This window comes from Rhodococcus sp. PvR044, assembly GCF_040548995.1.
GTDB classification, from domain to species: Bacteria; Actinomycetota; Actinomycetes; order Mycobacteriales; family Mycobacteriaceae; genus Rhodococcus_G; species Rhodococcus_G oryzae.
Genome location: NZ_JBEPSX010000001.1, coordinates 1,057,113 through 1,080,677, shown reverse-complemented (window position 1 = coordinate 1,080,677; position 23,565 = coordinate 1,057,113). Strand labels below are relative to the sequence as shown.

General features: G+C 70.8%; 19 protein-coding genes. 5 read left to right on the top strand and 14 right to left on the bottom strand.

The genetic code is table 11. The features are described 5' to 3' along the window. The first annotated feature begins 1 nt into the window (after window position 1). From ABIC28_RS04920 to ABIC28_RS04910, 3 genes are all read left to right on the top strand, one after another. Complete coding sequence (locus ABIC28_RS04920; protein WP_354577775.1) at window positions 2-1,609, top strand: AMP-binding protein; 1,608 nt, start codon at window positions 2-4, stop codon at window positions 1,607-1,609. After that, the gene (locus ABIC28_RS04915) at window positions 1,606-2,430 is read left to right on the top strand and encodes an SDR family NAD(P)-dependent oxidoreductase (RefSeq protein WP_354577773.1); all 825 of its coding nucleotides are present in this window, start codon (window positions 1,606-1,608) and stop codon (window positions 2,428-2,430) included. Before ABIC28_RS04920 ends, ABIC28_RS04915 begins: the two co-directional genes overlap by 4 nt. A gap of 72 nt (window positions 2,431-2,502) precedes the next feature. Next, a complete protein-coding gene (locus ABIC28_RS04910; RefSeq protein ID WP_097212746.1) occupies window positions 2,503-3,060 on the top strand; it encodes a hypothetical protein in 558 nt (185 codons plus the stop codon). A gap of 31 nt (window positions 3,061-3,091) precedes the next feature. Here ABIC28_RS04910 and ABIC28_RS04905 read toward each other — a convergent pair whose 3' ends face one another. Continuing rightward, window positions 3,092-4,837 (bottom strand): proline--tRNA ligase, encoded by a 1,746-nt coding sequence (locus ABIC28_RS04905; RefSeq protein ID WP_269588191.1) that lies wholly within the window; start codon window positions 4,835-4,837, stop codon window positions 3,092-3,094. A gap of 83 nt (window positions 4,838-4,920) precedes the next feature. Here ABIC28_RS04905 and yaaA point away from each other — a divergent pair, with 83 nt between their 5' ends. Continuing rightward, a complete protein-coding gene (yaaA, locus tag ABIC28_RS04900; RefSeq protein ID WP_097212744.1) occupies window positions 4,921-5,661 on the top strand; it encodes a peroxide stress protein YaaA in 741 nt (246 codons plus the stop codon). A gap of 71 nt (window positions 5,662-5,732) precedes the next feature. Here yaaA and ABIC28_RS04895 read toward each other — a convergent pair whose 3' ends face one another. The 3 genes from ABIC28_RS04895 to ABIC28_RS04885 all read right to left on the bottom strand — a co-directional run bounded on the left by ABIC28_RS04895 (window position 5,733) and on the right by ABIC28_RS04885 (window position 10,805). After that, on the bottom strand, window positions 5,733-8,267 hold the full coding sequence (locus tag ABIC28_RS04895; RefSeq protein WP_354577769.1) for a polynucleotide kinase-phosphatase: 2,535 nt from the start codon (window positions 8,265-8,267) through the stop codon (window positions 5,733-5,735). Continuing rightward, the gene (locus ABIC28_RS04890; RefSeq protein WP_354577767.1) at window positions 8,264-9,664 is read right to left on the bottom strand and encodes a 3' terminal RNA ribose 2'-O-methyltransferase Hen1; all 1,401 of its coding nucleotides are present in this window, start codon (window positions 9,662-9,664) and stop codon (window positions 8,264-8,266) included. Before ABIC28_RS04890 ends, ABIC28_RS04895 begins: the two co-directional genes overlap by 4 nt. Window positions 9,665-10,076: 412 nt before the next feature. Next, window positions 10,077-10,805, bottom strand: a complete 729-nt coding sequence (locus tag ABIC28_RS04885; protein WP_354577765.1) for a class I SAM-dependent methyltransferase — start codon at window positions 10,803-10,805, stop codon at window positions 10,077-10,079. Between the two features lie 138 nt (window positions 10,806-10,943). Here ABIC28_RS04885 and ABIC28_RS04880 point away from each other — a divergent pair, with 138 nt between their 5' ends. Further along, window positions 10,944-11,603, top strand: coding sequence for a response regulator (locus ABIC28_RS04880; RefSeq protein WP_354577763.1), 660 nt, complete (start codon window positions 10,944-10,946; stop codon window positions 11,601-11,603). Here the strand turns inward: ABIC28_RS04880 and ABIC28_RS04875 are convergent. From ABIC28_RS04875 to mqo, 10 genes are all read right to left on the bottom strand, one after another. Next, window positions 11,579-12,760 (bottom strand): sensor histidine kinase, encoded by a 1,182-nt coding sequence (locus ABIC28_RS04875; RefSeq protein ID WP_354577761.1) that lies wholly within the window; start codon window positions 12,758-12,760, stop codon window positions 11,579-11,581. The genes ABIC28_RS04880 and ABIC28_RS04875 overlap by 25 nt on opposite strands. 38 nt (window positions 12,761-12,798) lie before the next feature. Then, the gene (locus ABIC28_RS04870) at window positions 12,799-14,103 is read right to left on the bottom strand and encodes an alpha/beta hydrolase (protein WP_209926022.1); all 1,305 of its coding nucleotides are present in this window, start codon (window positions 14,101-14,103) and stop codon (window positions 12,799-12,801) included. Window positions 14,104-14,220: 117 nt separating this feature from the next. Further along, complete coding sequence (locus ABIC28_RS04865) at window positions 14,221-15,699, bottom strand: MFS transporter (RefSeq protein WP_354577758.1); 1,479 nt, start codon at window positions 15,697-15,699, stop codon at window positions 14,221-14,223. A gap of 11 nt (window positions 15,700-15,710) precedes the next feature. Beyond that, a complete protein-coding gene (cobA, locus tag ABIC28_RS04860; protein ID WP_097212736.1) occupies window positions 15,711-16,937 on the bottom strand; it encodes a uroporphyrinogen-III C-methyltransferase in 1,227 nt (408 codons plus the stop codon). A gap of 37 nt (window positions 16,938-16,974) precedes the next feature. Continuing rightward, window positions 16,975-17,340: a cobalamin biosynthesis protein gene (locus ABIC28_RS04855; RefSeq protein WP_077041276.1), complete on the bottom strand. Its 366-nt coding sequence runs from the start codon at window positions 17,338-17,340 to the stop codon at window positions 16,975-16,977. Then, window positions 17,333-18,721 carry a cobyrinic acid a,c-diamide synthase CobB gene (locus tag ABIC28_RS04850; protein WP_502944987.1) on the bottom strand — a complete coding sequence of 463 codons (1,389 nt, stop codon included), beginning with the start codon at window positions 18,719-18,721 and terminating at the stop codon, window positions 17,333-17,335. Before ABIC28_RS04850 ends, ABIC28_RS04855 begins: the two co-directional genes overlap by 8 nt. Then, window positions 18,718-19,338, bottom strand: a complete 621-nt coding sequence (gene cobO / locus ABIC28_RS04845) for a cob(I)yrinic acid a,c-diamide adenosyltransferase (protein WP_269588198.1) — start codon at window positions 19,336-19,338, stop codon at window positions 18,718-18,720. Before cobO ends, ABIC28_RS04850 begins: the two co-directional genes overlap by 4 nt. Before the next feature lie 23 nt (window positions 19,339-19,361). Beyond that, window positions 19,362-21,302, bottom strand: a complete 1,941-nt coding sequence (locus ABIC28_RS04840) for a magnesium chelatase subunit D family protein (protein WP_354577755.1) — start codon at window positions 21,300-21,302, stop codon at window positions 19,362-19,364. Between the two features lie 167 nt (window positions 21,303-21,469). After that, window positions 21,470-21,940, bottom strand: coding sequence for a GNAT family N-acetyltransferase (locus ABIC28_RS04835; protein WP_269588200.1), 471 nt, complete (start codon window positions 21,938-21,940; stop codon window positions 21,470-21,472). A 12-nt stretch (window positions 21,941-21,952) separates the two neighbouring features. Next, complete coding sequence (mqo, locus tag ABIC28_RS04830; protein WP_097212730.1) at window positions 21,953-23,497, bottom strand: malate dehydrogenase (quinone); 1,545 nt, start codon at window positions 23,495-23,497, stop codon at window positions 21,953-21,955. Window positions 23,498-23,565: the final 68 nt, after the last annotated feature.

Here is a 23,565-nt window from a genome sequence, read left to right as displayed (position 1 = left end):
GATGCGAATCCTCGACGAGGCGCTCGCCGCAGGCACGCTCTGGCGGGCAGGGGCAGTGCCGCGCAACCCATGGGCCTTGGCCTCGGGTGCCCGCGCGGTCGCCCGGCTCGGGCCGTTCGGCGGTCTTCCCGCCTTCGGGGCTTCGGCCTTCCCCGACCGGGTCGCCCTCGTGGACGACCGGGGCCAGCTGACGTTCGCCGAGTTCGCGGGGCGCACCCACCGGCTGGCACACGCGCTCACGTCCCGGCTGGCCTCGCCGCGGCCGGGGATCGGCATCCTCTGCCGCAACCACGCCGATGCCGTCGTCGCCCTCTGCGCGGCGTCGGCCGCGGGCGCCCGGGTGGTGCTGCTCAATTCGGATTTCGGCCCGCGCCAGGTGGCCCAGGTGGCCGCCCGCGAGCGACTCGATGCGCTCGTCTACGACGAGGAATTCAGCACCGCGGCATCGGGTTTCGACGGCCCCCGGTGGTGCGCCTGGACCGAGGACGCCCGGGCGGAGAGCTGCATGGCCGCCCTGATGACCGGCGAGTCCGCCGCGCTGCCGGCCCGGCCGGCTCGATCCCCGGCGTTGGTCGTGCTCACCAGCGGCACCAGCGGGCTGCCCAAGGGCGCCCCGCGCTCGCAGGCACCGTCGCTGCTGGTCCCCGCCGGGCTGCTCTCGAAGATCCCGCTACGCGGCGGCGAGCGCGTGCTGCTGTCCGCACCGGTCTTCCACGGCTGGGGCCTGATCGTCGCGACACTGACCCTGACCCTTGGCTCGACGCTGGTGCTGCATCGAAGGTTCGACGCCGCGCGGGTGCTGACGGACCTGCAGCGGCACCGCTGCTCCACCCTGGTGGCGGTCCCGACCATGCTGCGTCGGCTGGTTGCGCTCGGTGACGCGATTCCCGCGGCCGACCTGTCCGCGCTGCAGATCGTCGCGAGCGGCGGCGCCCGGCTCGACGGCGCCCTGGTCGCCCAGGTCACCGCGGCGCTCGGCCCGGTGCTGCACAACCTCTACGGTTCCACCGAGGCCTCGTACATCAGCATCGCGACACCGGAGGACCTGGCCGTGGCCCCGGACTGCGCGGGACTCCCGCCCCGTGGCACCGTCGTCCGCATCGCCGACGCGGACGGCACGAGCGCAGCGGTCGGTGCGGAGGGCCGGATCCTCGTGCGCACGCCGGGCCAGATCGACGCGTACACCGACGGCACCAGGAAGAGCGATCCCGACGGGTTCCTCGACACCGGCGACCGCGGCCACCTGGACGCCGCCGGACGCCTGTACGTGGCCGGCCGCTCCGACGCCATGATTGTCTCCGGTGGCGAGAACGTCTTCCCGGAGGAGCTCGAGATGGCGTTGCTCGCGCATCCTGACGTGGCGGACGCCGCCGTCACCCCGGTACCGGACGCCGAGTTCGGGCATCGGCTGCGCGCGTATCTCGTCCGGGCCGACGCCCCCGCCGGTCGGGACACGCTCGACGAGCAGGCGGTCCGCCGATACCTCGCCGCGAAACTGCCCCGGTCGCGGATGCCGCGCGAGATCGTGTTCGTCGACCGCCTCTCGCGCGGGTCGACGGGCAAGCTCACCCACCACACACTCGACGAACTGCAGGAGGAGCACAGATGAGGGGCATCGATCTGACCGGCCGGGTTGTGGTCGTCACCGGCGGGGCCCGCGGCATCGGCCGCGCCACCGCGACCGCGCTGCGCGCCGCCGGGGCCCTGGTCGCGATCGGCGACATCGACGAGGCCGAGGTGATCCGCACGGCCGGGCAACTCGGCGTGCTCGGCGCCGTGCTGGACGTGGCCGATCCCCAGTCGGTGACATCGTTTCTCGCCCAGGTGGAATCGGGACTGGGTCGGCCGTGGGGATGGGTGAACAACGCAGGCATCATGCCGCTCGGCACGCTGCTCGATCAGGACGACGCCATCGTGGACGCGGCGGTGGACGTCAACCTGCGCGGCGTCCTGCACGGCACCCGCGCCGCCGGACGGGCAATGGCCTCTTCCGGTGGCGGACGGATCGTCAACATCGCCTCGATCGCCGGCTGCATCCCCGTCCCCGGCATGGCCGTCTACAACGCGACCAAGGCCGCGGTGCTCTGCTTCGGCGACGCCGCAGACGCCGAATTGTCCGCCGCCGGGGTGCGGGTGTCGACGGTGCTGCCGTCGTTCACGAACACCGCGCTGCTGGACGGCACCCACCCCGGCCGACTGCTCACCCCGATCCCGCCGGAGACGGTCGCCGACGCGGTCGTCGCGACGCTGCGGTCCGGCAGGCGCCGGGCGGTCGTCCCGCGCCGGCTGTCCGGTGCCCTGCTGTGGCCGCTCTTCCCGCGTCCGCTCGCCCGCCTGCTGCGGCGGGCGACCGGGCTCGACCGGGTGTTCCTGGACACCGACTCCGGTCGCGCCGCCTACGACGCACGAATCCGCGGCGGGTCCACGTAGATCGGGACGCCGCCGCGGTGTGTGAGAGCATCCAGTACCGCATCACCACTCGAGCCGAGGGACCGCTTCCGGATGTTCACCGCCGTCGCACTGCTGGCCGTTGGCGCGGCCGGATACTTCGGCTACCGGCGACTGCGCCGCGATCCCGCGCTGCGCGCGGACCTGTGGGCCCGGGTCCGGACGTATGCACTGGCGGCCGGGCTGTTGGCGCTGGCGGCGGTTGCCGTGCGCAACGGACCGACGGGTGAGACAGCACTGGTCCTCGCCTGCGCCGCCGTGCTCGTCGTCCCGCTCGCCACCCGCGCGACCGCGCAGGACCGGGCCGCGGCCCGCGAGTCCCTGCGCCGCTCCCAACTGGGTCTCGAACCGCGCAGGCCGCTGGTCAACGTCCCCGCGCTGCAGGCCCGCTGGGTGGCCGCAGGCGCCCTCGCCTACTTCTGCATCGGGGGCTTCCGCGGCTTCGTCGCGCTCAACGCCGTCTTCTCACAGCACGCACCGGACGCCGGCTGGGTGCTGTCGGCGGTCGTCGCGGCCACCGCGGTGGCCGCGGTCGCCCACGTGAGCGTGCAGCGGCGCCGGGTGGCGGCGGAGGATGCCCGCCTGAACGCACTGGACCGGGCCGTCAGCTGACGGCCCGGTCCGGTACTGCTTGTTTCGTGCGTCAGCCGCGGACGGCGGCGAGCACCTCGTCGAGCGCGGACCCGGCGGGCACCTCACGGGACTCCCCGGTGAAGCGGTCCCGCAGTTCCACGTTGCCCTCGGCGAACCCACGGCCGACGACGACCACCAGCGGCACACCGAGCAGCTCGGAGTCCTTGAACTTCACGCCGGGCGAGGCCTTGCGGTCGTCGAGGATCACCGACAGTCCGGCGCGGTCCAGCTCCGCGGCGAGCGCCTCGGCGCCCTCGCGGGCCGCATCGTCCTTGTTCGCGATCACCAGGTGCACGTTCGCGGGCGACACCTCGGCCGGCCAGCGCAGGCCCTTGTCGTCGTGCTGCTGCTCGGCCATCACCGCGACCAGCCGCGAGACGCCGATGCCGTAGGAGCCCATGGTCGGGCGGACCGGCTTGCCGTTCTCGCCGAGCACGTCGACGCCGAACGCGTCGGTGTACTTGCGGCCGAGCTGGAACACGTGGCCCACCTCGATGCCGCGGGCGGCGACCAGCGGTCCGGCACCGTCGGGCGAGGGGTCGCCGTCGCGCACCTCGGCGGCCTCGATGGTGCCGTCCGGGGTGAAGTCGCGGCCGGCGACGAGACCGACGACGTGCTTGCCCTCCTCGTCGGCGCCAGTGATCCAGCTGGTGCCGTCGACGACCCTGGGGTCGACGAGGTAACGGACGCCGTTGGCCTGCAGCGCCTTCGGGCCGATGTAGCCCTTGACCAGGAACGGGTTGTTCTTGAAGTCGGTCTCGGTGATCAGCACGTATTCGGCCGGCTCCAGCGAGGCCTCGAGGCGCTTCTCGTCGACCTCACGGTCGCCGGGGATGCCGATGGCGAGCAGTTCCCACTCACCGCCGGGCACGCGGGTCTTGACCATGATGTTCTTCAGCGTGTCCGCGGCGGTGACCGCTTTTCCGAGGTCGGCGCCGTTGGCCCAGTCGACCAGCGACTCGATGGTCGGGGTGTCCGGGGTGTCGTACACCTTGGCCTCGGGCTGCCCGTCGAACGGGATCGCCGCGGGAGCGAGGGTCTTGACCGCCTCGACGTTGGCGGCGTAACCGGACTCGATGCACCGGACGTAGGTGTCCTCACCGATCGGGCTCTCGGCCAGGAACTCCTCCGAGGCGCTGCCGCCCATCGCGCCCGAGGTCGCGGAGACGATGACGTACTTGACGCCGAGCCGCTGCAGGATGCGCTCGTAGGCGTTGCGGTGTGCCTGGTAGGACGCCTCCAGGCCCTCGTCGGTGAGATCGAAGGAGTAGGAGTCCTTCATCACGAACTCGCGGCCGCGCAGGATGCCTGCACGCGGGCGCTCCTCGTCGCGGTACTTGGTCTGCACCTGGTACAGGGTGACCGGGAAGTCCTTGTACGAGTTGTACTCGCCCTTCACGGTGAGCGCGAACAGCTCCTCGTGGGTGGGGCCGAGCATGTAGTCGTTGCCCTTGCGGTCCTTGAGCCGGAACAGGCTGGCGCCGTACTCGGTCCAGCGGTTCGACGTCTCGTAGGGCTCGCGCGGGAGCAGGGCGGGCAGCAGGATCTCCTGCGCGCCAATGGCATCCATCTCCTCGCGGACGACCCGCTCGACCTCGCGCATCACTCGGAGGCCCAGCGGCAGCCAGGAGTAGACGCCCGGCGCGATGCGCCGCACGTAGCCGGCGCGGACGAGCAGCTTGTGGCTGGCGACCTCGGCGTCGGACGGGTCGTCGCGGAGCGTGCGAAGGAACAGCTGAGACAGGCGGGTGATCACGGGGTATCAGGATAGTCGGAACGCCACGGCGGCGGTGCCGCCCGGTCCCTCAGTGCGCGGCCCGCCCGGTACCGTTACCGCTCGTGCTGGTGCTGCTTCCCCCCTCCGAGACCAAGTCCGACGGCGGCAAGGGCGTCCCCCTCGACCTGGGCGAGCTGTCGCTGCCCAAGCTCACCGCGACCCGCGAGGTGCTGGTGAACGCGCTCGTCGAGCTGGCCGCCGACGCCGAGGCGTCGAGCCTCGCGCTGGGGCTGAGCTCCGGGCAGTCCGACGAGATCGCCCGCAACGCGGCGCTCTGGACCTCGCCGACGCGACCGGCCCTGGAGCGCTACACGGGGGTGCTGTTCGACGCCCTCGACGCGAAGTCGTTCACCCGCGCGCAGAAGGCGAAGGCGCTGACCCGCCTCGCGGTCGGCTCCGCACTGTTCGGCGTGGTCCGCGCGGGCGATCCGATCCCGGCCTACCGGCTCTCCGGCGGCTCGAAGCTGCCCGGGATGGGCACCCTGCAGTCGGTGTGGAAGCCCGAGCTGACCTCGGCTCTCGAGGCGGAGGCCAACGGCCTGGTGGTGGACCTGCGCTCGGGCACCTACCAGCAGCTCGGCCCGGTGCCGGGTGCGGTGATCGCCACCGTGCTCACCGAGAAGCCGGACGGCAGCCGCTCGGTGGTCAGCCACTTCAACAAGCACCACAAGGGCCTGCTCGCCCGCGCGCTGGTGGTCTCCCGTGCGGAGCCGTCCGACGTCAAGGGCGTCGCCAAGGTCGCGGCCAAGGCCGGGCTGCGAGTCGAGATCGCCTCCCAGCGGGAACTGATCATCCTGACGTAGGCACCTCCGGCGCCCGTGCGCGTGTTTCACCCCGATGGGGGTACACATCGCTCACAGGTGCGGAAGGCGGCTCACAGCCGGGGATCGACCGCCTCCGACTCCAGGGCGAGCACGGCGAACACCGCCTGGTGGATCCGCCACAGCGGATCGGCCCTGACCAGTCGGTCGACCGCCTCCATGCCCAGCGCGTACTCGCGCAGCGCCATCGACTGCTTGTGCCCCAGGTTTCGGTTGCGCAGCCGCTCCAGGTTCTCCTTCTCGGTGTAGTGCGGACCGTAGATCAGTCGCAGGTATTCGCGGCCACGCACCTTGATGCCGGGCTGAACGCGACGAGCGCCGGCCTGCGCCCCGTTGGCGAGCGGTTTGACCACCATGCCCTCGCCGCCTGCGCCGGTCAGCTCGTCCCACCAGGCGATGCCCGCGGCCTCCGACTCCGGCGAGCCGGTGTCGACGACGACGCGCCGGGTCGTGGTGAACAGGGTCGGTGCCGCCGCCACGAGCCGGTCCGCGATCGCCAGGTGCCAGCCGTGATCGCGATCGCTGTGACCGGCGCCCTCGGTGGCCAAGACCTGGAACGGCGCCACCCGCACGCCGTCCAGGCCGTCGGTCGGCCAGACGTATCGCCGGTAGGCATCGGTGTAGCGCGCGACGTCGGCCGCCCTGCTGTTCACCCGCTCGAGGAGATCCCCGACGTCGAGTCCGCGCTCCGCCGAGGCCTCGAGCACCGATCTACGGCCCGCCAGGTCGGCGCGCGCGGCCGCACCCACCGCGGCGTACTGCGACCGGAGCAGCCCCTCGGACTTCGCTGACCACGGCAGCAGCTCCGCGTCCAGGAGCATCCAGTCGGTGCCGAGCTCCTCCCACAGCCCGGCGTCCCCGACGGCCTCCGCGACGAGGGTCACCAGGCGCTCGGTCTGTTCCTCGTCGAACATGCGCCGACCGGTTCGGGTGTGCACCATCCCGGACAGGCCGTCCGTGACGCCGAATCGCGCGGCCACCACCGAGGCATCGCGGCACACCATCACGATCGCCCGCGAACCCATGTGCTTCTCCTCGCAGATCACCTCGCTCACCCCCGCTTTTCGGTACTCGGCGAAGGCTTCGGCTGGATGCTCGAGGAGACCGGGTCGCGACGAGGTCGCGCACGGCGCCATCGTCGGCGGCAGGTAGTGCAGCCACTGCGGCGCCACCGCCCATCGGCTCATCACCTCGAGCGCACCCGCCGCGTTCTCGGGCCGAATCGTGATCCGTCCGCGCAGCGCGGTATCCACTCCCCCGACCCGGAGAATGTCCTCGATGTCGAGGGCCTGCGGATCGGGCTCCGGCATGTGCAGCGGCTTGGCCGGCGGATACCACTCCCGATCGGCCGGAACGGAGACCACCTCGCGCTCGGGGTAGCGCATCGCCGTGAGCGCGCCGCCGAAGACGCACCCGGTGTCGAGGCAGGCCGTGTTGTTGAGCCACCGCACATCCGGCACCGGCGTGTGCCCGTACAGCACCATCGCGTCGCCGCGATAGTCCTCTGCCCACGGGTAGCGGACCGGCAAACCGAATTCGTCCGTCTCACCGGTGGTCTCGCCGTAGAGCGCGAAACTGCGCACCCGACCGGACGCGCGATTGTGGTACTCCTCCTTCAGGCCCGCGTGGGCGACGACCAGCCGCCCGTCGTCGAGGACGAGATGCGCGACCAGCCCGTCGCAGAAGTCCGCGACGGCGCGGCGGAACTCCTCGGACTCGGACGCGAGCTGCTCGAGGGTGCGGTCGAGACCATGAGTGGCGTTGACCTTCTGGCCGCGCAGCGCCTTCACGAGCTTGTTCTCGTGGTTGCCCGGCAGTGCCAGCGCGTGACCGGCCGCGGCCATACCCATCACCAGCCTCAGCACACCCGGCGAGTCGGGGCCACGGTCCACGTAGTCGCCCACGAACACCGCGGTGCGCCCGGCAGGCGGAAGTGCATCCATCGGCCTACCCTGCTCGTCCCGCCGCACCGTGTATCCCAGGGCACCCAACAGGGTTTCGAGCTCGCCGAGGCAGCCGTGGATGTCCCCGATCACGTCGAACGGCCCGGGCAGATCGCGACGGTCGCTCCGCAACGGCTGCCGGACGATCCGCGCCGACGCCACGTCCTCGACCCCATCGAGGACGTGGACCGTGCGGAAACCCTCACGAGCCAACCCGCGCATCGACCGCGAGAGCTGCTGGTGTTGACGTCGCAGGACGCTGCGATCGAACCCTCGGTCCCCCCGGGCAGCGTTGCGCTCGGCGCACACCTGCTCGGGCAGGTTCAGCACGATCGCCACGGGCAGCACATCCTGGGAGCGGGCGAGGTCGATCAGTTTCTTGCGGGCCGCAGGCTGGACGCTCGTCGCGTCGATGACGGTCAGCTTCCCGGCGCGCATTCGCTTGGTGGCGATGAACTCGAGGACCTCGAACGCATCGACGGTGGCCTCCTTCGAATTCGGGTCGTCACTGACCAATCCGCGACAGTGATCGCTCGAGATCACCTCGTACGCGCCGAAATGCTCGGCCGCGAAGGTCGACTTCCCCGACCCGCTGATCCCGATGAGCACGACCAACGACGGCTCGGGTATCTCGAGAACACTCATGCCGAAACCTCCCGTCGGATGAACACGGCCATCTGGGTGGGCGCGCCACGGGTTCCGTCGACATCGCCGATCCCCGTGAAGCTCACGTCATAGTCGTGTGCGGACGTGACCTCTGCTGCCCAGGCCTCGAATTGCGTTCGGCTGAACTCGAATCGGTGGTCGGGATGCCGGAAGGTGCCCGGCTCGAGATTCGGATACAGCACGTTGTACTCGGCGTTGGGCGTGGTCACCAGGACCACCCGCGGGTGCATGTCGGCGAACACCGACCGCACCAGCGCCGGCAGCCGCGACTCGTCGACGTGCTCGACCACCTCCATCAACACCACCGCGTCATACCCCCTCAGGCGTGGATCTCGGTAGGTGGCCGACGACTGGAGCACCGAGATCCGCTCCCGCTGACGGTCCGACAGCTCGGCCAGCCCGAGCCTGCGTTCCGCCTTACGCAGCGCGCTGTCGCTGACATCGACGCCGACGATCTTGGTGAAGGCAGGCCGGGCGAGCAGCTCCCGCAACATCTTTCCCTCACCGCAGCCGACATCGACCACCCGCGCAACACCGAGGTCCTCGAGCGTCGCGATCACCGCGTCCTGACGCCGGTTCGCGAGGCCGGCGTTGACCGCCGGCACATCACCTGTTTCCGTGGTTGCGTCCTCGACCAGCCGATCGACGACGGACGCCACCAGCTCACGTCGGTGCGCGAGGTAGCGCGAGGCGATCAGCTCGGCTTCCGGGTGGCCGCTCAGCCACTCCCCCGCCATCCGAACCAACTTGTCGGCCTCCTCCTCGCCGACCCAGTAGTGCTTGACGTCATCGAGCACCGGCAGCAGGACATAGAGGTGTCGCAGCGCCGCGGACAACGTCTGCGTGCCGACGAGCGTCAGGCTCACATATACCGAGTCACCCCACTGCGGAATGGTCTCGTCCAGCGGGAGCGGCTCCGCGATGACGTCCCAGCCGAGTGGCCCGAAGAGCCGGCCCGGCAGGTCTGCGCCGCCCCTGGCCGGCATCGCCGGAATGGTGACCCGTAGCGGAAGGGCCGTCAGCGGAAGTTCCTGGCGCGATGCAAGCGTCCCGGCGAGGGCCGATTTGAACACTCGCGAGATCGCCACCGCCAGCATCGACGACCCGGCATACGGTCGGTCGTTGACGTACTGCCCCAACGCGAAACCGTCACTGCCCCGCCGGAACTTGCTGCGCGCCAAATCGACTGGATCGACGTCGAGGATCATCGCCACGGTGCAGCTCGACTGCGAGGACTCAGGATAGAGCACGGTCGCGGTCCCCACCGACAACTCGAACGTCTGCACCCGATCGGGATGCTTGTGCAGGAGGTAGCCGAGGTCCGACGCATCCGGGAAGCCGCCAGTCGCGGTCGCGGTCAGTGTGAACAGCACCATTCGGACACTACCGGCGGTGTCGAGCGACTTTCCGTCGCGACGGTCGGCGGGTTGCGGCGGCTGCGCGTCTCCAACTCCCGAAAGGAGTACCGCACGACAGGGGGTGGGTGGCGGGGCCTGATATATGCGCAGCTCCACAGGCCCGTGGCGACTGCGACGATGACAGCGCCGCCGGACCCCAGGCTCGCCGCCTTATGGAAGAGCAACCACACTCCCCCGGCCCACATCACGAAGCCGGCCCCCCATAGCACCGATCTCGTGTGCGATGTCCGCGCCGAGACATAGCGCCAGATCGCCAAGCCGAATCCCCACGTCCCGATGACCGTCACCACCATCGCCGCGAGAAACCACCAGACCGCCGGAGCGTCGGTCCGATCGGTGAGCACTCCCGTACGCCACACCCCCGACTCCCTTACGCGGTGATCGGTTTGGTGTGCGGATTCCCGGCACCGACATGGGGATCGGGTTGGGCCACTCCCGGTTTCGTGAGCGTCCAGGCGTAGGCGGGCGGCAGGTTGGTCCAGACCTTGACGCGATCCTGGCGGAAGCGTGCGCGGAACTCGGCGAGCGCCCGTGCGCTGCCTCGGCGGTGCCGACGGTGCCGTTCCCCGGAAAACCGGTCGACCGCCGCACCGCCGAGATACGAGAAGTAGGTGATGCAGCCGCCGGGCTTGAGTACCCCGTCCAGGGCTTCGCAGATCGCACGCGTCTCGTTCTCGGTGAAGTTCGCGAACGGGAGTCCGACCACGATGACGTCGTACTTTTCGGCCGCCGGGAGTCCGACGATGTCGGCCTGGCGGATCACGATCCGCTCCGCGCAGGCGCGGAGAGCCGGATCGACACCGATCTCCGCTCGGAGGTACGCGGCGAGTCGCGGGTTCCGTTCGACACAGGTCAAGGTGTCGTCCGGGCCGATGCGGGCCGCGATCGCCCGGCTCAGCGCACCCGTCCCCGCACCGACCTCGAGGATCGACAGCGCGGTATCGGTGGAACGGGCGATCGACTCCGTCAGCGCACGTGCCAGTCGGGGACTGCTCGGCGCGATCGCGCCCGTCGTCCGCAGGTCGCGGCCGGCCTCGGCGGCAAACAGCGCGTGGCCGCCGAATCGTGTCGGAGAGATCCTGGCGGCAAAATTCATCATGTCCCCACAGTGCGGGCGCGGCACGGTGGGCCGCATCGGCAATCCGGCCACCGGCACCCCCGACGAAAGTAGGTGGTACCACCGGCGATCGGTCGAAACAGTCGATGCCGAAGCCGATTCCGCGGGTACATTCGCAACGTGATCTCCATCCTCGTCGTCGACGACGATCCGTTCGTGCGCCAGGGGTTGGCCGACATGCTCGCCACCGACGACCAACTGTCCGTGGTCGCGCACGCGTCGGACGGCGCCGATGCGGTGCGAGTTGTTCGGTCCCGTGACATCGACGTGGTGCTGATGGACATCCGGATGCCGACGATGGACGGGATCGAGGCGACGCGCCGGATCGCGGCACTGCCGTCCCGTCCGCGCATCCTGGTGCTCACCACGTTCGATCTGGACCAGCACGTGTATTCGGCGCTCGCGGCAGGGGCAGACGGATTCCTGCTCAAGGAGACACCTCCCGCGGGGATTCTCCGAGCGGTCCACGTCGTTGCGGCGGGCGGTTCGATGTTGCATCCCGGCGCGGCGCGGGCGCTCATCGACCGATTCCACCAACAGACAGCCGAGTCCGCGCAGGCCGCGGCAGAGCGCATCGCGCGCCTCACCCCGCGCGAGACGCAGGTCCTCGAGCGGGTCGCGCGGGGTGACTCCAACGCCGACATCGCGGAGAGGCTGTCGATGCGCGAAAGCACGGTGAAGGCGCACGTCAGCCGGATTCTCACCGCTCTTGACGTCTCGAACCGGGTGCAGGCGGCGCTGGTGGCGCGTGACGCTCAGCTGCTCGGCGAGTCCGGCTGACCGTTGGGCCACGGCAAGCTTGCGAACACCCGGAACCCGCCGTCGAAGGTTGGCCCGTGCTCGAACGTTCCCGCGGCGACCATGACGCGCTCGCTCAACCCCTCCAGTCCCGTTCCGGCCCCAATCATGGACGTGGCCGACGACGGCTGCTGCGGGGCAGCATTGACGATCTCGATGCTCAGACGGTCACCGGGGGCTCCGTGAATCGCGATCGTGGTGGCGGCGCCCGCCGCGTGCTTGTGGATGTTCGTCAGCGCCTCCTGGGTCACGCGGAAGGCCGCGTGCGCCAGCACGGAGGGTGCCGGACGGTCCAGGTCCGCGCGGATGTCCTCCACGATCGGGACGCCCGCGGCACGCGACGCGGCGATGAGCGCGGGAATGTCCCGCAGCAGCGGCTGCGGCGGTTCCGGCGCGGGTTCGTCGGACGAGTCCCGGAGCACGCCCAGCACGCCGCGCAGATCCTCGAGCGCACCGCGGGCGGTGTCGGCGATCAGCGTCGCGCTGCGGTGTACGCGGTCGGCATCCGGTGCGCGGGTCACCTGCAAGGCGCCGGCGTGCAGTGCGATCAACGAGACCTTGTGCGCCACCACGTCGTGCATCTCGCGGGCGATGCGGCTGCGTTCGGCCAGCCGAGCCTGGGCCGCTCGTGCCTCGCGTTCGGCTTCCGCCTGACGGACGCGATCGTGAAGTCCGTCCAGATAGGCGCGGCGCAGGCCGATATAGGCGCCGAGAACGGCGAAGGCGGCGATCGCGAACAATGCCGAGCCCAGCACGGTCGGATAGTCCTCCGCGGTACGCCGGAAAGACTCGGACACGGCGTCCGTCAGCGCCCCGGCCACCGTCAGGATCCAGAGCCATCGGTCCCGGCGGCGAACCGCAAGGGTGCAGATCGCGACGAGCATCAAAAGATTCGACCCGGACAGAGCACACACGAGAATGCCGACGCACGTGATCGCGATCGGATACCGGCGGCGCCACCACAGCGTCGTGGCGGCGGCGACCGAAATCGCCGACAACCAGAATGCTTGCGCCGAATGGTCGCCCGCCTGCACGAACCGCCCGACAAGGACGAAGATCGTCGCCGCCAGCAGCGCGATGTCGCGAATCCGCGGAAGACGGGGCTCGAGCCTCCGGCGGTACTCCTCGAGGGCGGTCACACGCTGAGTATGTCGCGTATCCGATCACGAACGCTCCGTCAGTTGGTCCATCGTCCGGGCGGAGGGTCCATGGATGTATAGGCGGGGAGCGGGAGCGGCTGATCGTTCAGGAACGTCTCCAGCAAGCCTGTGTAGATCTCCGGTTGGTCCGTCGAGACCCCGTGGCCGGCACCCTGGATGTCGACCAGCGTGGAGTGGGGGAAGGTGTCTCGGTACTCGCGTGAGACCGGCCAGCGCAGGAAGTCGCATTGGGCCGCCATGACCAGGACGGGAACCCGCGCGTTCGTGAGCGCAGGCCTGGGATCCGGGATGGAGCCGAAATCGGCCGTCGTCATCTGATTGACGTAGAACCCCTGCAGATTGTCGTGCGGCGGCGTGGTGACCTCGCGTGAGCACGAGGCCCCGTCGCGGCCGGTGAGGGCGACCTCGTGCATCCACGAGTCGGCCTCGGCGTCGGGGACGAACGCATGTGCGGCTTGGGGATTCACGCCCATCAACAGCGATTGGGCGAGAATGCGCGGGTTGCCCATCAGTTCGTCGTAGCGTGCCTGCTGGGCGGGATCCATCTCGTGCCAGGGTTCGCCGACGCCGTCGGGAAATGCCGTCGGCCAGATCGCTCCTGGCGCGACGAAGACGGCTTTCGCGACGCGATCGGGGTGCGCAGCGATGTACTGCGCCGTCAGCGATCCGCCCCAGGACCGTCCGACCAGGACGAGTTGCTCGGCACCGAGTTCTTGCCGTATCGCTTCGAGATCGGCCACCTGGCGCTGCACGGTGTAGTCGGTGACATCGTCGAGTCGGGTCGAACGGCCCGCCCCCACTTGGTCATACGCGTACACGTCGAACCCCTGGGCGGCGAGTTCGGCGCCGCCGACCGGTATTCCCTCGCCGGGTGTTCCCGGTCCGCCGTGCACGAAGATCACCGGCGGCTTCGGGGTCGGGAGTGCGGCGGCCGGGGCGTGGACGTAGGCGATGCGCGAACCGGTCGGCAGGTCCCAGTACTGGACGTCCGACGGCACCGCGGAGTCCGGCTGAGCAGGGAACGGACTGAGGATCGTCGATGCTGCCAGCGCGGCGACGGCCACGCCGATCACCACGCTCAGTCCGGCCGCACCCACCTTCGCACGACGCGCCCCCGTCAGCCGAAAACCCCACCAGCTCACCAGAAAACAGACGGCGACGGCGCCGGCCAATCCCGCTCCGAGGAACAGCGCCGGGATGTCAACCGCGAGCGCCACCAGGCCCACCGCCAGCGCTCCGACGACGATCGCCACCACGATTCCGAGGACGATGGTCACCACCCCCAGGGCGATACGCCACCGACTGCGCGCCTTCGTGGGCATTGCCGATTCTCGCGGCTCAGCCGTCATTGCAGGTCCTGTCCCCCGTCATTGCCTGTTCGTCGCACCATACTGGACGGTCGCCACAGGCGGAGCGGACAGGTGCGGCCTCCGGCACCGCTAGGACTCCTGCGCCGCCTTCTCCGCGGCCTGCGCCTGTGCGACCTGCTGCGGGGTGAACCGGATGAACAGGGCCACGACGGCGGCGAGGGCGGCGAAGATCGCGCAGCCGAGCAGGGCCGTCGTATAGCCCTCGCTGAGCGCGAACAGCTGGTCCGCGTTCATGGTCGACGCCACCCCGGAGGTGCCGCCGAGCGAGAGCGTCTTGGACGTGGCCATCGCGCCGACGATCGCCAGCCCGATCGGGCCGAAGAGCACCTGAGCCACCTGGGCGATCGCGGACAGCGGGCCGATCTCGTGCTGCCCGACCCCGGCGATCGCGCACAGCGGCAGCGGCACCACCGCGAGGCCGACACCGAATCCGACGCCGACCACCAGCATGAACAGGTTGCCCATGTAGGTCGCCGAGGTGTCCAGCGTGGAGCCGTACAGCAGGCCCAGCGTGGTCAGGACGGTGCCGGCGACGATCAGCCACCGGGGCTGGACGCGGACCGCGAGCTTGGACGCCACGAATGCGGCGGCGCCGAGGCCGAAGGCGAACGGCACGAACGCCATGCCCGCGGCGAGCGGGCTGTAGCCGAGGATGTCCTGCACGTACAGCGCCACGAACGGCGCCAGGCTGAACATCACCGCGCCCACCAGCGCGATCGCGATGAAGGTGGCCACCCGGTTCCCGTTGCGGAACAGCGAGAACGGCAGCAGCGGGTTCTCCGCCCTGCGCTCGACCAGCAGGAACGCCGCCAGCATGCCCAGCCCCACGGCCAGCGCCGCGATCACCGGCGGGCTCGTCCAGCCCATCTCCGCGCCCTCGGTGAACCCGAAGACCACGCCGGTGCAGCCCAGGGTCGCGAGCACCGCACCCGGCACGTCCAGCTTGAGCCGCTCGGCGCCGGTCTCCACCAGCGAGGGAACGGCGAGGCCGATGATCAGCAGCCCGATCGGCACGTTGATCAGGAAGATCCAGCGCCAGGACACCTCGGTCAGTGCGCCGCCGACGATCAGTCCGGTCACGGAACCGATGCCGGTCATGGCCGCGAAGATCGCGATCGCCTGGTTGCGGACCGGGCCGGGCGCGAATGTCGTCGCCACCAGGGCAAGCGCGGTCGGCGACGCGATCGCCGCACCCACGCCCTGCAGCGCCCGCGCCGCGATCAGCGAGACCTCACCGGTGGCGAGTCCGCAGACGAGCGAGGCCACCGTGAACAGCACCACGCCGCCGATGAAGACCCGCTTGCGCCCGAAGGCGTCGCCGAGCCGTCCGCCGAGCAGCATCAGGCCGCCGTAGGTCAGCGCGTAGGACGTGATCACCCAGTTCCGGCCCGCGTCGCTCAGGTCGAGATCCTGCTGGATCCGGGCCAGGGCCAGCGAGGCGACGGTCCCGTCGAGCACCATCATCAGCTGCATACCGCCGAGGACGACGATGGCGAGACCGAAGGCTCGCGTGGTCACGGGGTACTTCACGACAGTGGAGTCAGGCACGGTCGCCCAGGTTACTGCGCGTCGGCGGTCAGGCCCGCGACCGGCCCGATCACGACGATCGCGGGCGGGCGGATGTTCTCCTCGCGGACCCGGGCCGCGACGGTCGCCAGATCGGCTCGCAGCACCCGCTGAGCGCGCGTGGTGCCCTCCTGGATCACGGTCACCGGGGTCTCGGCCGGCCTACCGCCCTCGGTGAGCACGGCGGCGAACTTCTCGATCCGCTCCACCGCCATCAGCAGCACCAGGGTGCCGCGCAGCTTCGCCAGGGCCGACCAGTCCACCAGCGAATCGGGGTGGTCCGGGGCGATGTGCCCGCTGACGACCACGAACTCGTGGGTGACGCCGCGGTGGGTCACCGGGATCCCGGCCGCGGACGGCACGGCGATCGCGCTGGTGATGCCCGGCACCACGGTGACCGGCACCCCGGCGGCCGCGCAGGCCTGCAGCTCCTCGAAGCCGCGGCCGAACACGTACGGGTCGCCGCCCTTGAGCCGGACCACGAACTTGCCCGCCTTGTAGCCGTCGATCAGCGCGGCGTTGATCGCCTCCTGCGCCATCGCGCGGCCGTACGGGATCTTCGCCGCGTCGATGACCTCGACCTGGGGGCCGAGCTCGGCGAGCAGCTCGGGCGGCGCCAGCCGGTCCGCGACGACGACGTCGGCCCGGGCCAGCAGCCTGCGGCCGCGGACGGTGATCAGATCCGGGTCGCCGGGTCCGCCGCCGACCAGCGCGACGCCGGGCACGTGCGGCTCGGCGACGTCCACCACGCCACCGGACTGCAGGGCCTCGACCAGCGCGGTGCGCACCGCGGCCGAGCGGCGGTGGTCGCCGCCCGCCAGCACACCGAGCTCGAGCCCGTCGAAGGACGCGCTCGCGGGGGTGACGGCGGTGCCGTTGCGGGCACTGTCCGCGCGGACGCAGAAGATGCGGCTGCGCTCCGCCTCGGCGACGACGGCGGCGTTGGTGTCCGGCTCGTCGGTGCAGGCGATGGCGTACCAGGCGCCGTCCAGGTCGCCGTCGGCGTACGCGCGCAGGTCGATGGTGATCTGGCCGCCGGTGGCCATCGCCTCGACGGCGGGGGTGACGGCGCGGCTGACCACGTGCACCCTCGCCCCGCAGGCCACGAGCAGGCCCAGGCGCCGCTGTGCGACGGTGCCGCCACCCACGACGACCACCCGTCGATCGGTCAGGTTGAGCCCTACGAGGTAGTTGGGCTCGTCTCCGGCCGCTGCTGGCACTTCGTGCTCCTTGACTGGGGTATCGGGGGTCTTCGGGCTACCAAACATTACGGGCGACGGCAACGGTGACGCCATTGCGGGCGCGTTTGCGCACCAGCAGGTCGCCGCCGCCCGCGCCGAGGACCGCCGCGGCCTCGGCGACGCTCGGCGTCCCGACCTCGGCCGCGACCCGTCCTGACGGTGTCGGCACGTCCACGGCAGAGAGTTCGTCGGCCGTGAACCCGAGCACCGGTACACCCAGCTCGGCCGCCGCAATGGCGATCGAGGACTCGGTGGCCTTGCGTTCGAGGGTGGCCAGCGCGTGCAGCTCGGTCGGGTCGTCGACGACGGCGCTGATCGCGGCCAACACGGTGTCGGGGTCCACCCCGTCGCGGGCACCGATGCCCACCACCAGATCACCCATTGGACGCCTCGAAATCTCTTGCCGCGGAGACGAACCGGCGCACGGAGGCCGGGTTCCCCGCGGGATGGGTGTGCAGGTAGGAGGCGTGCACGCCGCCGCCCGCGAAGCCCTCCCGCGTCGAGGTTCCCGCCGCCCGCCAGCCCCAGGCCGGGGCCCAGCCGTCCACCGAGGTCGAATCGAGCCGGGTCCGGTGGAACTCGTGACCGACCACCCTCGTCCCCGGTTCGAACAGCACCGACTCCCCCAGCGCGACGGCCTCCCGGTAGCCGAGCGTCAGCGATTTACCGAACTCCGCGTCCACCCCGATCACCCCCGCCATCGGGTGCCCGTCGAGGCGACGCGCCAGGTACAGCAGGCCCGCGCACTCGGCATGGATCGGCATCCCGCGGCGCGCCAGTTCGCGGACGGTGGTGAGCAGCGGGATGTTCGCCGCCAACTCGGGCGCGTGCTCCTCCGGGAACCCGCCCGGCAGCACCAACGCGGCCGCGCCCTCGGGAAGCTGCTCGACGGCGGGGTCGAAGGTGCACACCCGCGCGCCCGCCGCCTCCAGCAGTTCGCGATGCTCGGCATAGCCGAAGGTGAACGCCGAGCCACCGGCCAGCGCCACCACGGGATCGGGTCCCGGCGCGTCCGTACCGGCCTCGTCCGCGGCATTCCAGGCCGGCACGCCGACGCTCGAGCGGGCCAGCGCCCGCACGGCGGGCAGGTCCACGTGCCGCGCGATCAGCTCGGTCATCGCGTCCACCGCGTCGGTGGCCGCCCGGCCGTGCTCGACGGCGGTGATCAGTCCGAGATGCCGCGAGGGCACCGCCAGCTCCGCGAGCCGGGGCACCACCCCGAGCACCGGCACCCCGACCCGGTCACAGGCCTGGCGCAGCACCTGCTCGTGCCGCTCGCTGCCGACCCGGTTCAGGATCACCCCGCCGATCCGGACACCGCTGTCGAAGGTCGCGAAGCCGTGCAGCACCGCGGCCAGCGACTGGCTGTGGCCGCGGGCGTCCACGACGAGAACGACCGGGGCGCCGAGCAACCCGGCGACCTGGGCCGTCGACCCCTCCGCGGCGCCCTCGGGCGCCGGGTCCGCGATCTTGCCGTCGAACAGGCCCATCACGCCCTCGACGACGGCGATGTCGCAGCCCGCGCTGCCGTGCCTGTACAGCGATCCGATCCGGTCCGCGCCGACCAGCACCGGGTCCAGGTTGCGGCCGACGCGGCCCGCGGCGAGGCCGTGATAGCCCGGGTCGATGTAGTCGGGCCCCACCTTGAACGGCGCCACCCGATCACCGGCCGCACGTAGGGCGCCGATCAGACCCGTTGCGACGGTGGTCTTTCCACTGCCGGATGCAGGTGCCGCAATGACGACCGCCGGAACGGTGTTCACCACTCGATGCCCCGCTGGCCCTTGCGTCCGGCGTCCATGGGGTGCTTGATCTTGGTCATCTCGGTGACGAGGTCGGCGGCATCGATCAGGGCCTGCGGCGCATCCCTGCCGGTGATCACCACGTGCTGGTTCCCCGGCCGCGCAGCCAGCACCTCGACCACCTCGTCGACGTCCACCCAGCCCCACTTGAGTGGGTAGGTGAACTCGTCGAGGACGTAGAACTTGTGCTCCTCGTTGGCGATCCGGCGGGCCACCTCGCGCCAGCCGTCCAACGCGACGCGGGCGTGGTCCTCGTCCTCGCCCTTCTTGCGGGTCCAGGACCAGCCCTCGCCCATCTTGTGCCACTGCACCGGTCCGCCGACGCCGGTGGACTCGTGCAGCTCACCGAGCGCGCGGAACGCCGACTCCTCGCCGACCTTCCACTTCGCGCTCTTGACGAACTGGAACACCCCGATGTCGAAGCCCTGGTTCCAGGCTCGCAGCGCCATCCCGAACGCTGCGGTCGACTTCCCCTTGCCGGGACCCGTGTGCACGGCCAGCACCGGCGCGTTGCGGCGCTGCCGGGTGGTCAGGCCGTCGTCGGGGACGTTCTCGGGAAGCGGTACACCCTTGGGCATCGTCTCTTACTCCTCTTTCCGTTCTAGGCCGCGAGCTTCGAGGTACCGGCCCGGACCACACCGGCCACCTGCTCCGCCGAGAGCTCGCCGAGCCGGATGTAGGCGCCCCGCAGCGCGGTCGCCAGGTCACGGGCCAGGCCCAGCCGCACCATGCCGGACTCGCAGTCCACCACCACCGAGGCCACCGACTCGCCCGCGAGCAGGGTCGCGGCCACCCGCGCCCGATGGACCGGGTCGGTCCCACCGGTCGCGCGGCCGTCGGTCAGCGCGACCACCATCGCCCGACGCTGGGGGTCGCGCACCTTCTCCCGCAACACCACCTCGCGGGCCTTCAGGAATCCTTGCGCCAGTGGGGATTTACCGCCGGTACGCAGCGAGCGCAGCCGCCGGACGGCGACGTCGACGGACGAGGTGGGCGGCAACACCAGGTCGGCGGCGGCGCCCCGCACCGTGATCACCGCGACCTTGTCGCGGCGCTGGTAGGCGTCGCGCAGCAGCGAGACGACGGCGCCGGTGACCGCGGAGAGCCGGTCCCGCGCTGCCATCGAGCCGGACGCGTCGACCACGAAGACCACCAGGTTGCCCTCGCGGCCCTCGCGATGCGCCCCGCGGATGTCGCCGGGCGCCAACAGCATCCGGCCTTCCCGCCGCCCGCGGGCGACCTGGTGCTCGGCGGCCGCGAACAGGGTGCCGACCAGGTGTAGCCCGCGCCCCTGTTCGGTGGTGGGCCGCACGGTCCGGCCCTGAGCGGAGCGTGAACGCGAGCGCCTGCCCGGCGCGCCCTCGCCGACGCCGGGGATGGTCAGCAGCCGGGTCTTGAACTGCGCGGAGGGCGCCGCGGCCTGGCGTTCGGGGGCGCGGGCCGGGCCGGGCCGTTCGGTCTCGCTCGGCTCGGCGGACTGCTGGGCTTCGTCGGGGGTCGGTGCCCCGTCGGACTCGGGCTCGGGCGCGCCGCCACCGGGACCGTCGGGATCGGGCTCCGGCTCGGGTTCGGGCTGATTCGCCTGCTCGGCGGCGTCCCGCATCGCGTCCTCGAGCTGCTGCGGGTCCAGGCCCGGCTCGTCGAACGGGTCGCGGCGACGCCGGTGCGGGAGCGTCAGCTCCGCGGCGATCCGCACATCCTCCTCGGCGACGGCCTCCGCGCCGCGCCAGGCGGCGTGCGCGGTCGCCGTCCGGGCCAGCACCAGGTCGGCACGCATGCCGTCGACGTCGAAGGAGGCGCACAGCGCGGCGATGCGGCGCAGTTCGGTGTCGCTGAGTTCGATGGCGGGCAGGGCCGCCCTTGCCGCGGCGATGCGGCGGGCCAGCGCCGAGTCCTCGTCGGCGTACCGGGCCGCGAATCCGGCGGGGTCGGCCTCGAAATCGAGTCTGCGGCGCACCACCTGCATGCGGACGTCCACCTCGCGCGAGGCCGCCACGTCGACGGCGAGGCCGAAGCGGTCGAGCAGCTGCGGGCGGAGTTCGCCCTCCTCCGGGTTCATGGTCCCGACGAGGACGAATCGCGCGGGATGGGAGTGGGAGACGCCGTCGCGCTCGATGTGCACGCGACCCATCGCGGCGGCGTCGAGCAGCACGTCCACGAGGTGATCGTGCAGCAGGTTGACCTCGTCGACGTAGAGCACGCCGTCGTGGGCCGCGGCCAGCAGCCCGGGCTGGAAGGCCCGCTCCCCGTCCCGCAGCACCTTCTCCAGGTCCAGCGAGCCGACCACCCGGTCCTCGGTGGCGCCGACCGGCAGCTCCACCAGCCGGGCGGGCCTGCCACCGTTGCCGTCGTCGACGGGCGGCAGCAGCGCGGCGAGCGCGCGCACCACCGTCGACTTCGCGGTGCCCTTCTCGCCCCGCACCAGCACTCCCCCGATTCCGGGGTGCACGGCGCAGAGGGTCAGGGCGAGCCGGAGCGTGTCCTGACCGACGATCGCACTGAACGGAAAACCCGGTTCGGACCCGGTACCAGCTTGTGCCACAGCGTTTTTCCCTTCACTCCCCGGTGTCCACGCCGAGGGTTCGGACCTCTACCCGCTGCCGCGGCGATCTGACTCCGGTTCCGGACGTGGCCGGATCCATCACAGTGGCGGGACCGTGCCTGGTTCACACAGGACTTCCCCGCGGCAGGGATTGTCGGATCCTGACTCTAGACCTCGCGCCAGGGCTCGCCGCCACCGCGCCGCATCGGCACGTGCGGGATCCCGTCCTCGATGAACTCCTCGCCGTCGGGGGTGAACCCGTGCTTGGCGTACATGTCCACCAGGTGGCTCTGCGCGCTGAGCCGGCACGGCGCGGACCCGACCTCCGCGAGCGCCGTGCGCAGCAGCCTGGTGGTGTGCCCGTGCCCGCGCGCGTCCGGGTGGGTGCACAGCCGCCCGATGCGGTAGGAGCTGCCGGCGTCGTGCTCCTCCATCAGGCGGAGGGTGCACACGACCTGACCGTCCTGCTCGATCCAGAGGTGCCTGGTGCCGGGGAGCAGGTCCCGCCCGTCCAATTCCGGGTACGGGCAGGCCTGCTCCACGACGAACACGTCGACCCGCAGTCTCAGCAGGTCATAGAGCGTGCGGAGGTCTAGATCGAGCGCCCAGGCGCGGTGCAGCGCCGCTGTTGCCGTCATACGGTGTGACTATCACACCGCGGCGGAGGCGGTCTCCTGAACGTCGGTGTCGAGTTCGAGCACGCGGCTGGACCAGTCCCAGACCTCGGTGAACAGCGACTTGTCGTCGGAGAGCTTCAGACCGAGCGAGGGCACCATCTGCTTGAGCTGCGGCTCCCAGGACGCGAACCGGTCCCCGAAGCAGCGCTTGAGCACATCGAGCATCGCCGGGACCGCGGTCGAGGCGCCGGGCGAGGCGCCGAGCAGACCGGCGATCGAGCCGTCCGCGGCGCTGATGACCGCGGTGCCGAACTCGAGCACGCCGCCCTTGCGCTTGTCGCGGCGGATCACCTGGACGCGCTGGCCGGCCGTGATCAGCTCCCAGTCCGCTCCGATTGCCTCGGGGACGAACTCGCGCATGGTCTCGATCCGACCCTCCGCGTTCTTCGCCAGCTCGCTGACCAGGTACTTGACCAGGCCGAGCTCGGAGACGCCGACGCCGAGCATGGACAGCAGGTTGTTCGGCTTGACCGAACCGGGCAGGTCGGTGACCCGCCCCTCCTTGAGGAACTTGGGCGACCAACCGGCGTACGGGCCGAACAGCAGGCCCGGCTTGCCACCGATGACGCGGGTGTCGAGGTGCGGGACCGACATCGGCGGGGCACCGACCGCGGCCTTGCCGTACACCTTCGCGCGGTGCTGATCGATCAGCTCCGGGTTGGTGCAGCGGAGGAAGGCACCGCTGACGGGGAAGCCGCCGAAGCCCTTGGCCTCCTTGATGCCGGACTGCTGCAGCAGGTGCAGGGCGCCGCCGCCTGCTCCGACGAAGACGAACTTGGCGTTGACGACCTTGCGGCCGCCAGTGCGACGGTTGTGCACCTTGAGCTTCCAGCTGCCGTCGGACTGCTTCTTGATGCCGGTGACCTCGTGACCGAAGTGCACGGTGCCGCCCGAGGAGGCGACGTGGTTGAGCAGCTGCTTGGTCAGCGCGCCGAAGTCGACATCGGTGCCGCCCTCGGTCCAGTTCAGGGCGACGGGGTCGGAGTAGTCGCGACCCTTGGCCATCAGCGGCAGGCGGCGGGCGAACTCGTCCGCGCTGTCGGTGTACTCCATGCCGTTGAACAGCGTGTGTCCGGCGAGGGCGTCGTAGCGCGCCTTCAGGTACCTCACGTTGTCCGCCCCGTGCACGAAGCTCACGTGCGGGATGGGGTTGATGAATTCCTTGGGGGCGGTGAGGATGCCCTGTTCGAGCGCGTGTGCCCAGAACTGCCGGGAGACCTGGAACTGCTCGTTGACCGTGATCGCCTTGGCGATGTCGACGGAGCCGTCCTTGTTCTCGGGGGTGTAGTTGAGCTCACACAGAGCCGAGTGTCCGGTGCCCGCGTTGTTCCACGGGTCGCTGCTCTCCGCGGCGGCGGCGTCGAGCCGCTCGAACACGCTGATCGACCAATCCGGCTGTAGCTGCCGCAGGATGGCTCCGAGGGTCGCACTCATGATGCCCGCACCCACGAGCACTACATCGGTCTTGGTCTCTACCGCGTTGTTGTCTGACACTGGAAAATCGACTTCCTTGTCCATTGGCAGTGCGCAGTCGCGCCGACTGCAGCGGATAGGTTACCCGCGCGTACACGCGTCGTTCACCTCAC

Bases quoted from the DNA above. Each gene is read 5' to 3' on its own strand.
- ABIC28_RS04920 (WP_354577775.1), top strand. From the start codon at position 2: ATGCGAATCCTCGACGAGGCGCTCGCCGCAGGCACGCTCTGGCGGGCA.
- ABIC28_RS04915 (WP_354577773.1), top strand. From the start codon at position 1,606: ATGAGGGGCATCGATCTGACCGGCCGGGTTGTGGTCGTCACCGGCGGG.
- ABIC28_RS04910 (WP_097212746.1), top strand. From the start codon at position 2,503: ATGTTCACCGCCGTCGCACTGCTGGCCGTTGGCGCGGCCGGATACTTC.
- ABIC28_RS04895 (WP_354577769.1), bottom strand. From the start codon at position 8,267: ATGAGTGTTCTCGAGATACCCGAGCCGTCGTTGGTCGTGCTCATCGGG.
- ABIC28_RS04890 (WP_354577767.1), bottom strand. From the start codon at position 9,664: ATGGTGCTGTTCACACTGACCGCGACCGCGACTGGCGGCTTCCCGGAT.
- ABIC28_RS04885 (WP_354577765.1), bottom strand. From the start codon at position 10,805: ATGATGAATTTTGCCGCCAGGATCTCTCCGACACGATTCGGCGGCCAC.
- ABIC28_RS04870 (WP_209926022.1), bottom strand. From the start codon at position 14,103: ATGCCCACGAAGGCGCGCAGTCGGTGGCGTATCGCCCTGGGGGTGGTG.
- ABIC28_RS04855 (WP_077041276.1), bottom strand. From the start codon at position 17,340: ATGGGTGATCTGGTGGTGGGCATCGGTGCCCGCGACGGGGTGGACCCC.
- cobO (WP_269588198.1), bottom strand. From the start codon at position 19,338: ATGCCCAAGGGTGTACCGCTTCCCGAGAACGTCCCCGACGACGGCCTG.
- ABIC28_RS04835 (WP_269588200.1), bottom strand. From the start codon at position 21,940: ATGACGGCAACAGCGGCGCTGCACCGCGCCTGGGCGCTCGATCTAGAC.
- mqo (WP_097212730.1), bottom strand. From the start codon at position 23,497: ATGGACAAGGAAGTCGATTTTCCAGTGTCAGACAACAACGCGGTAGAG.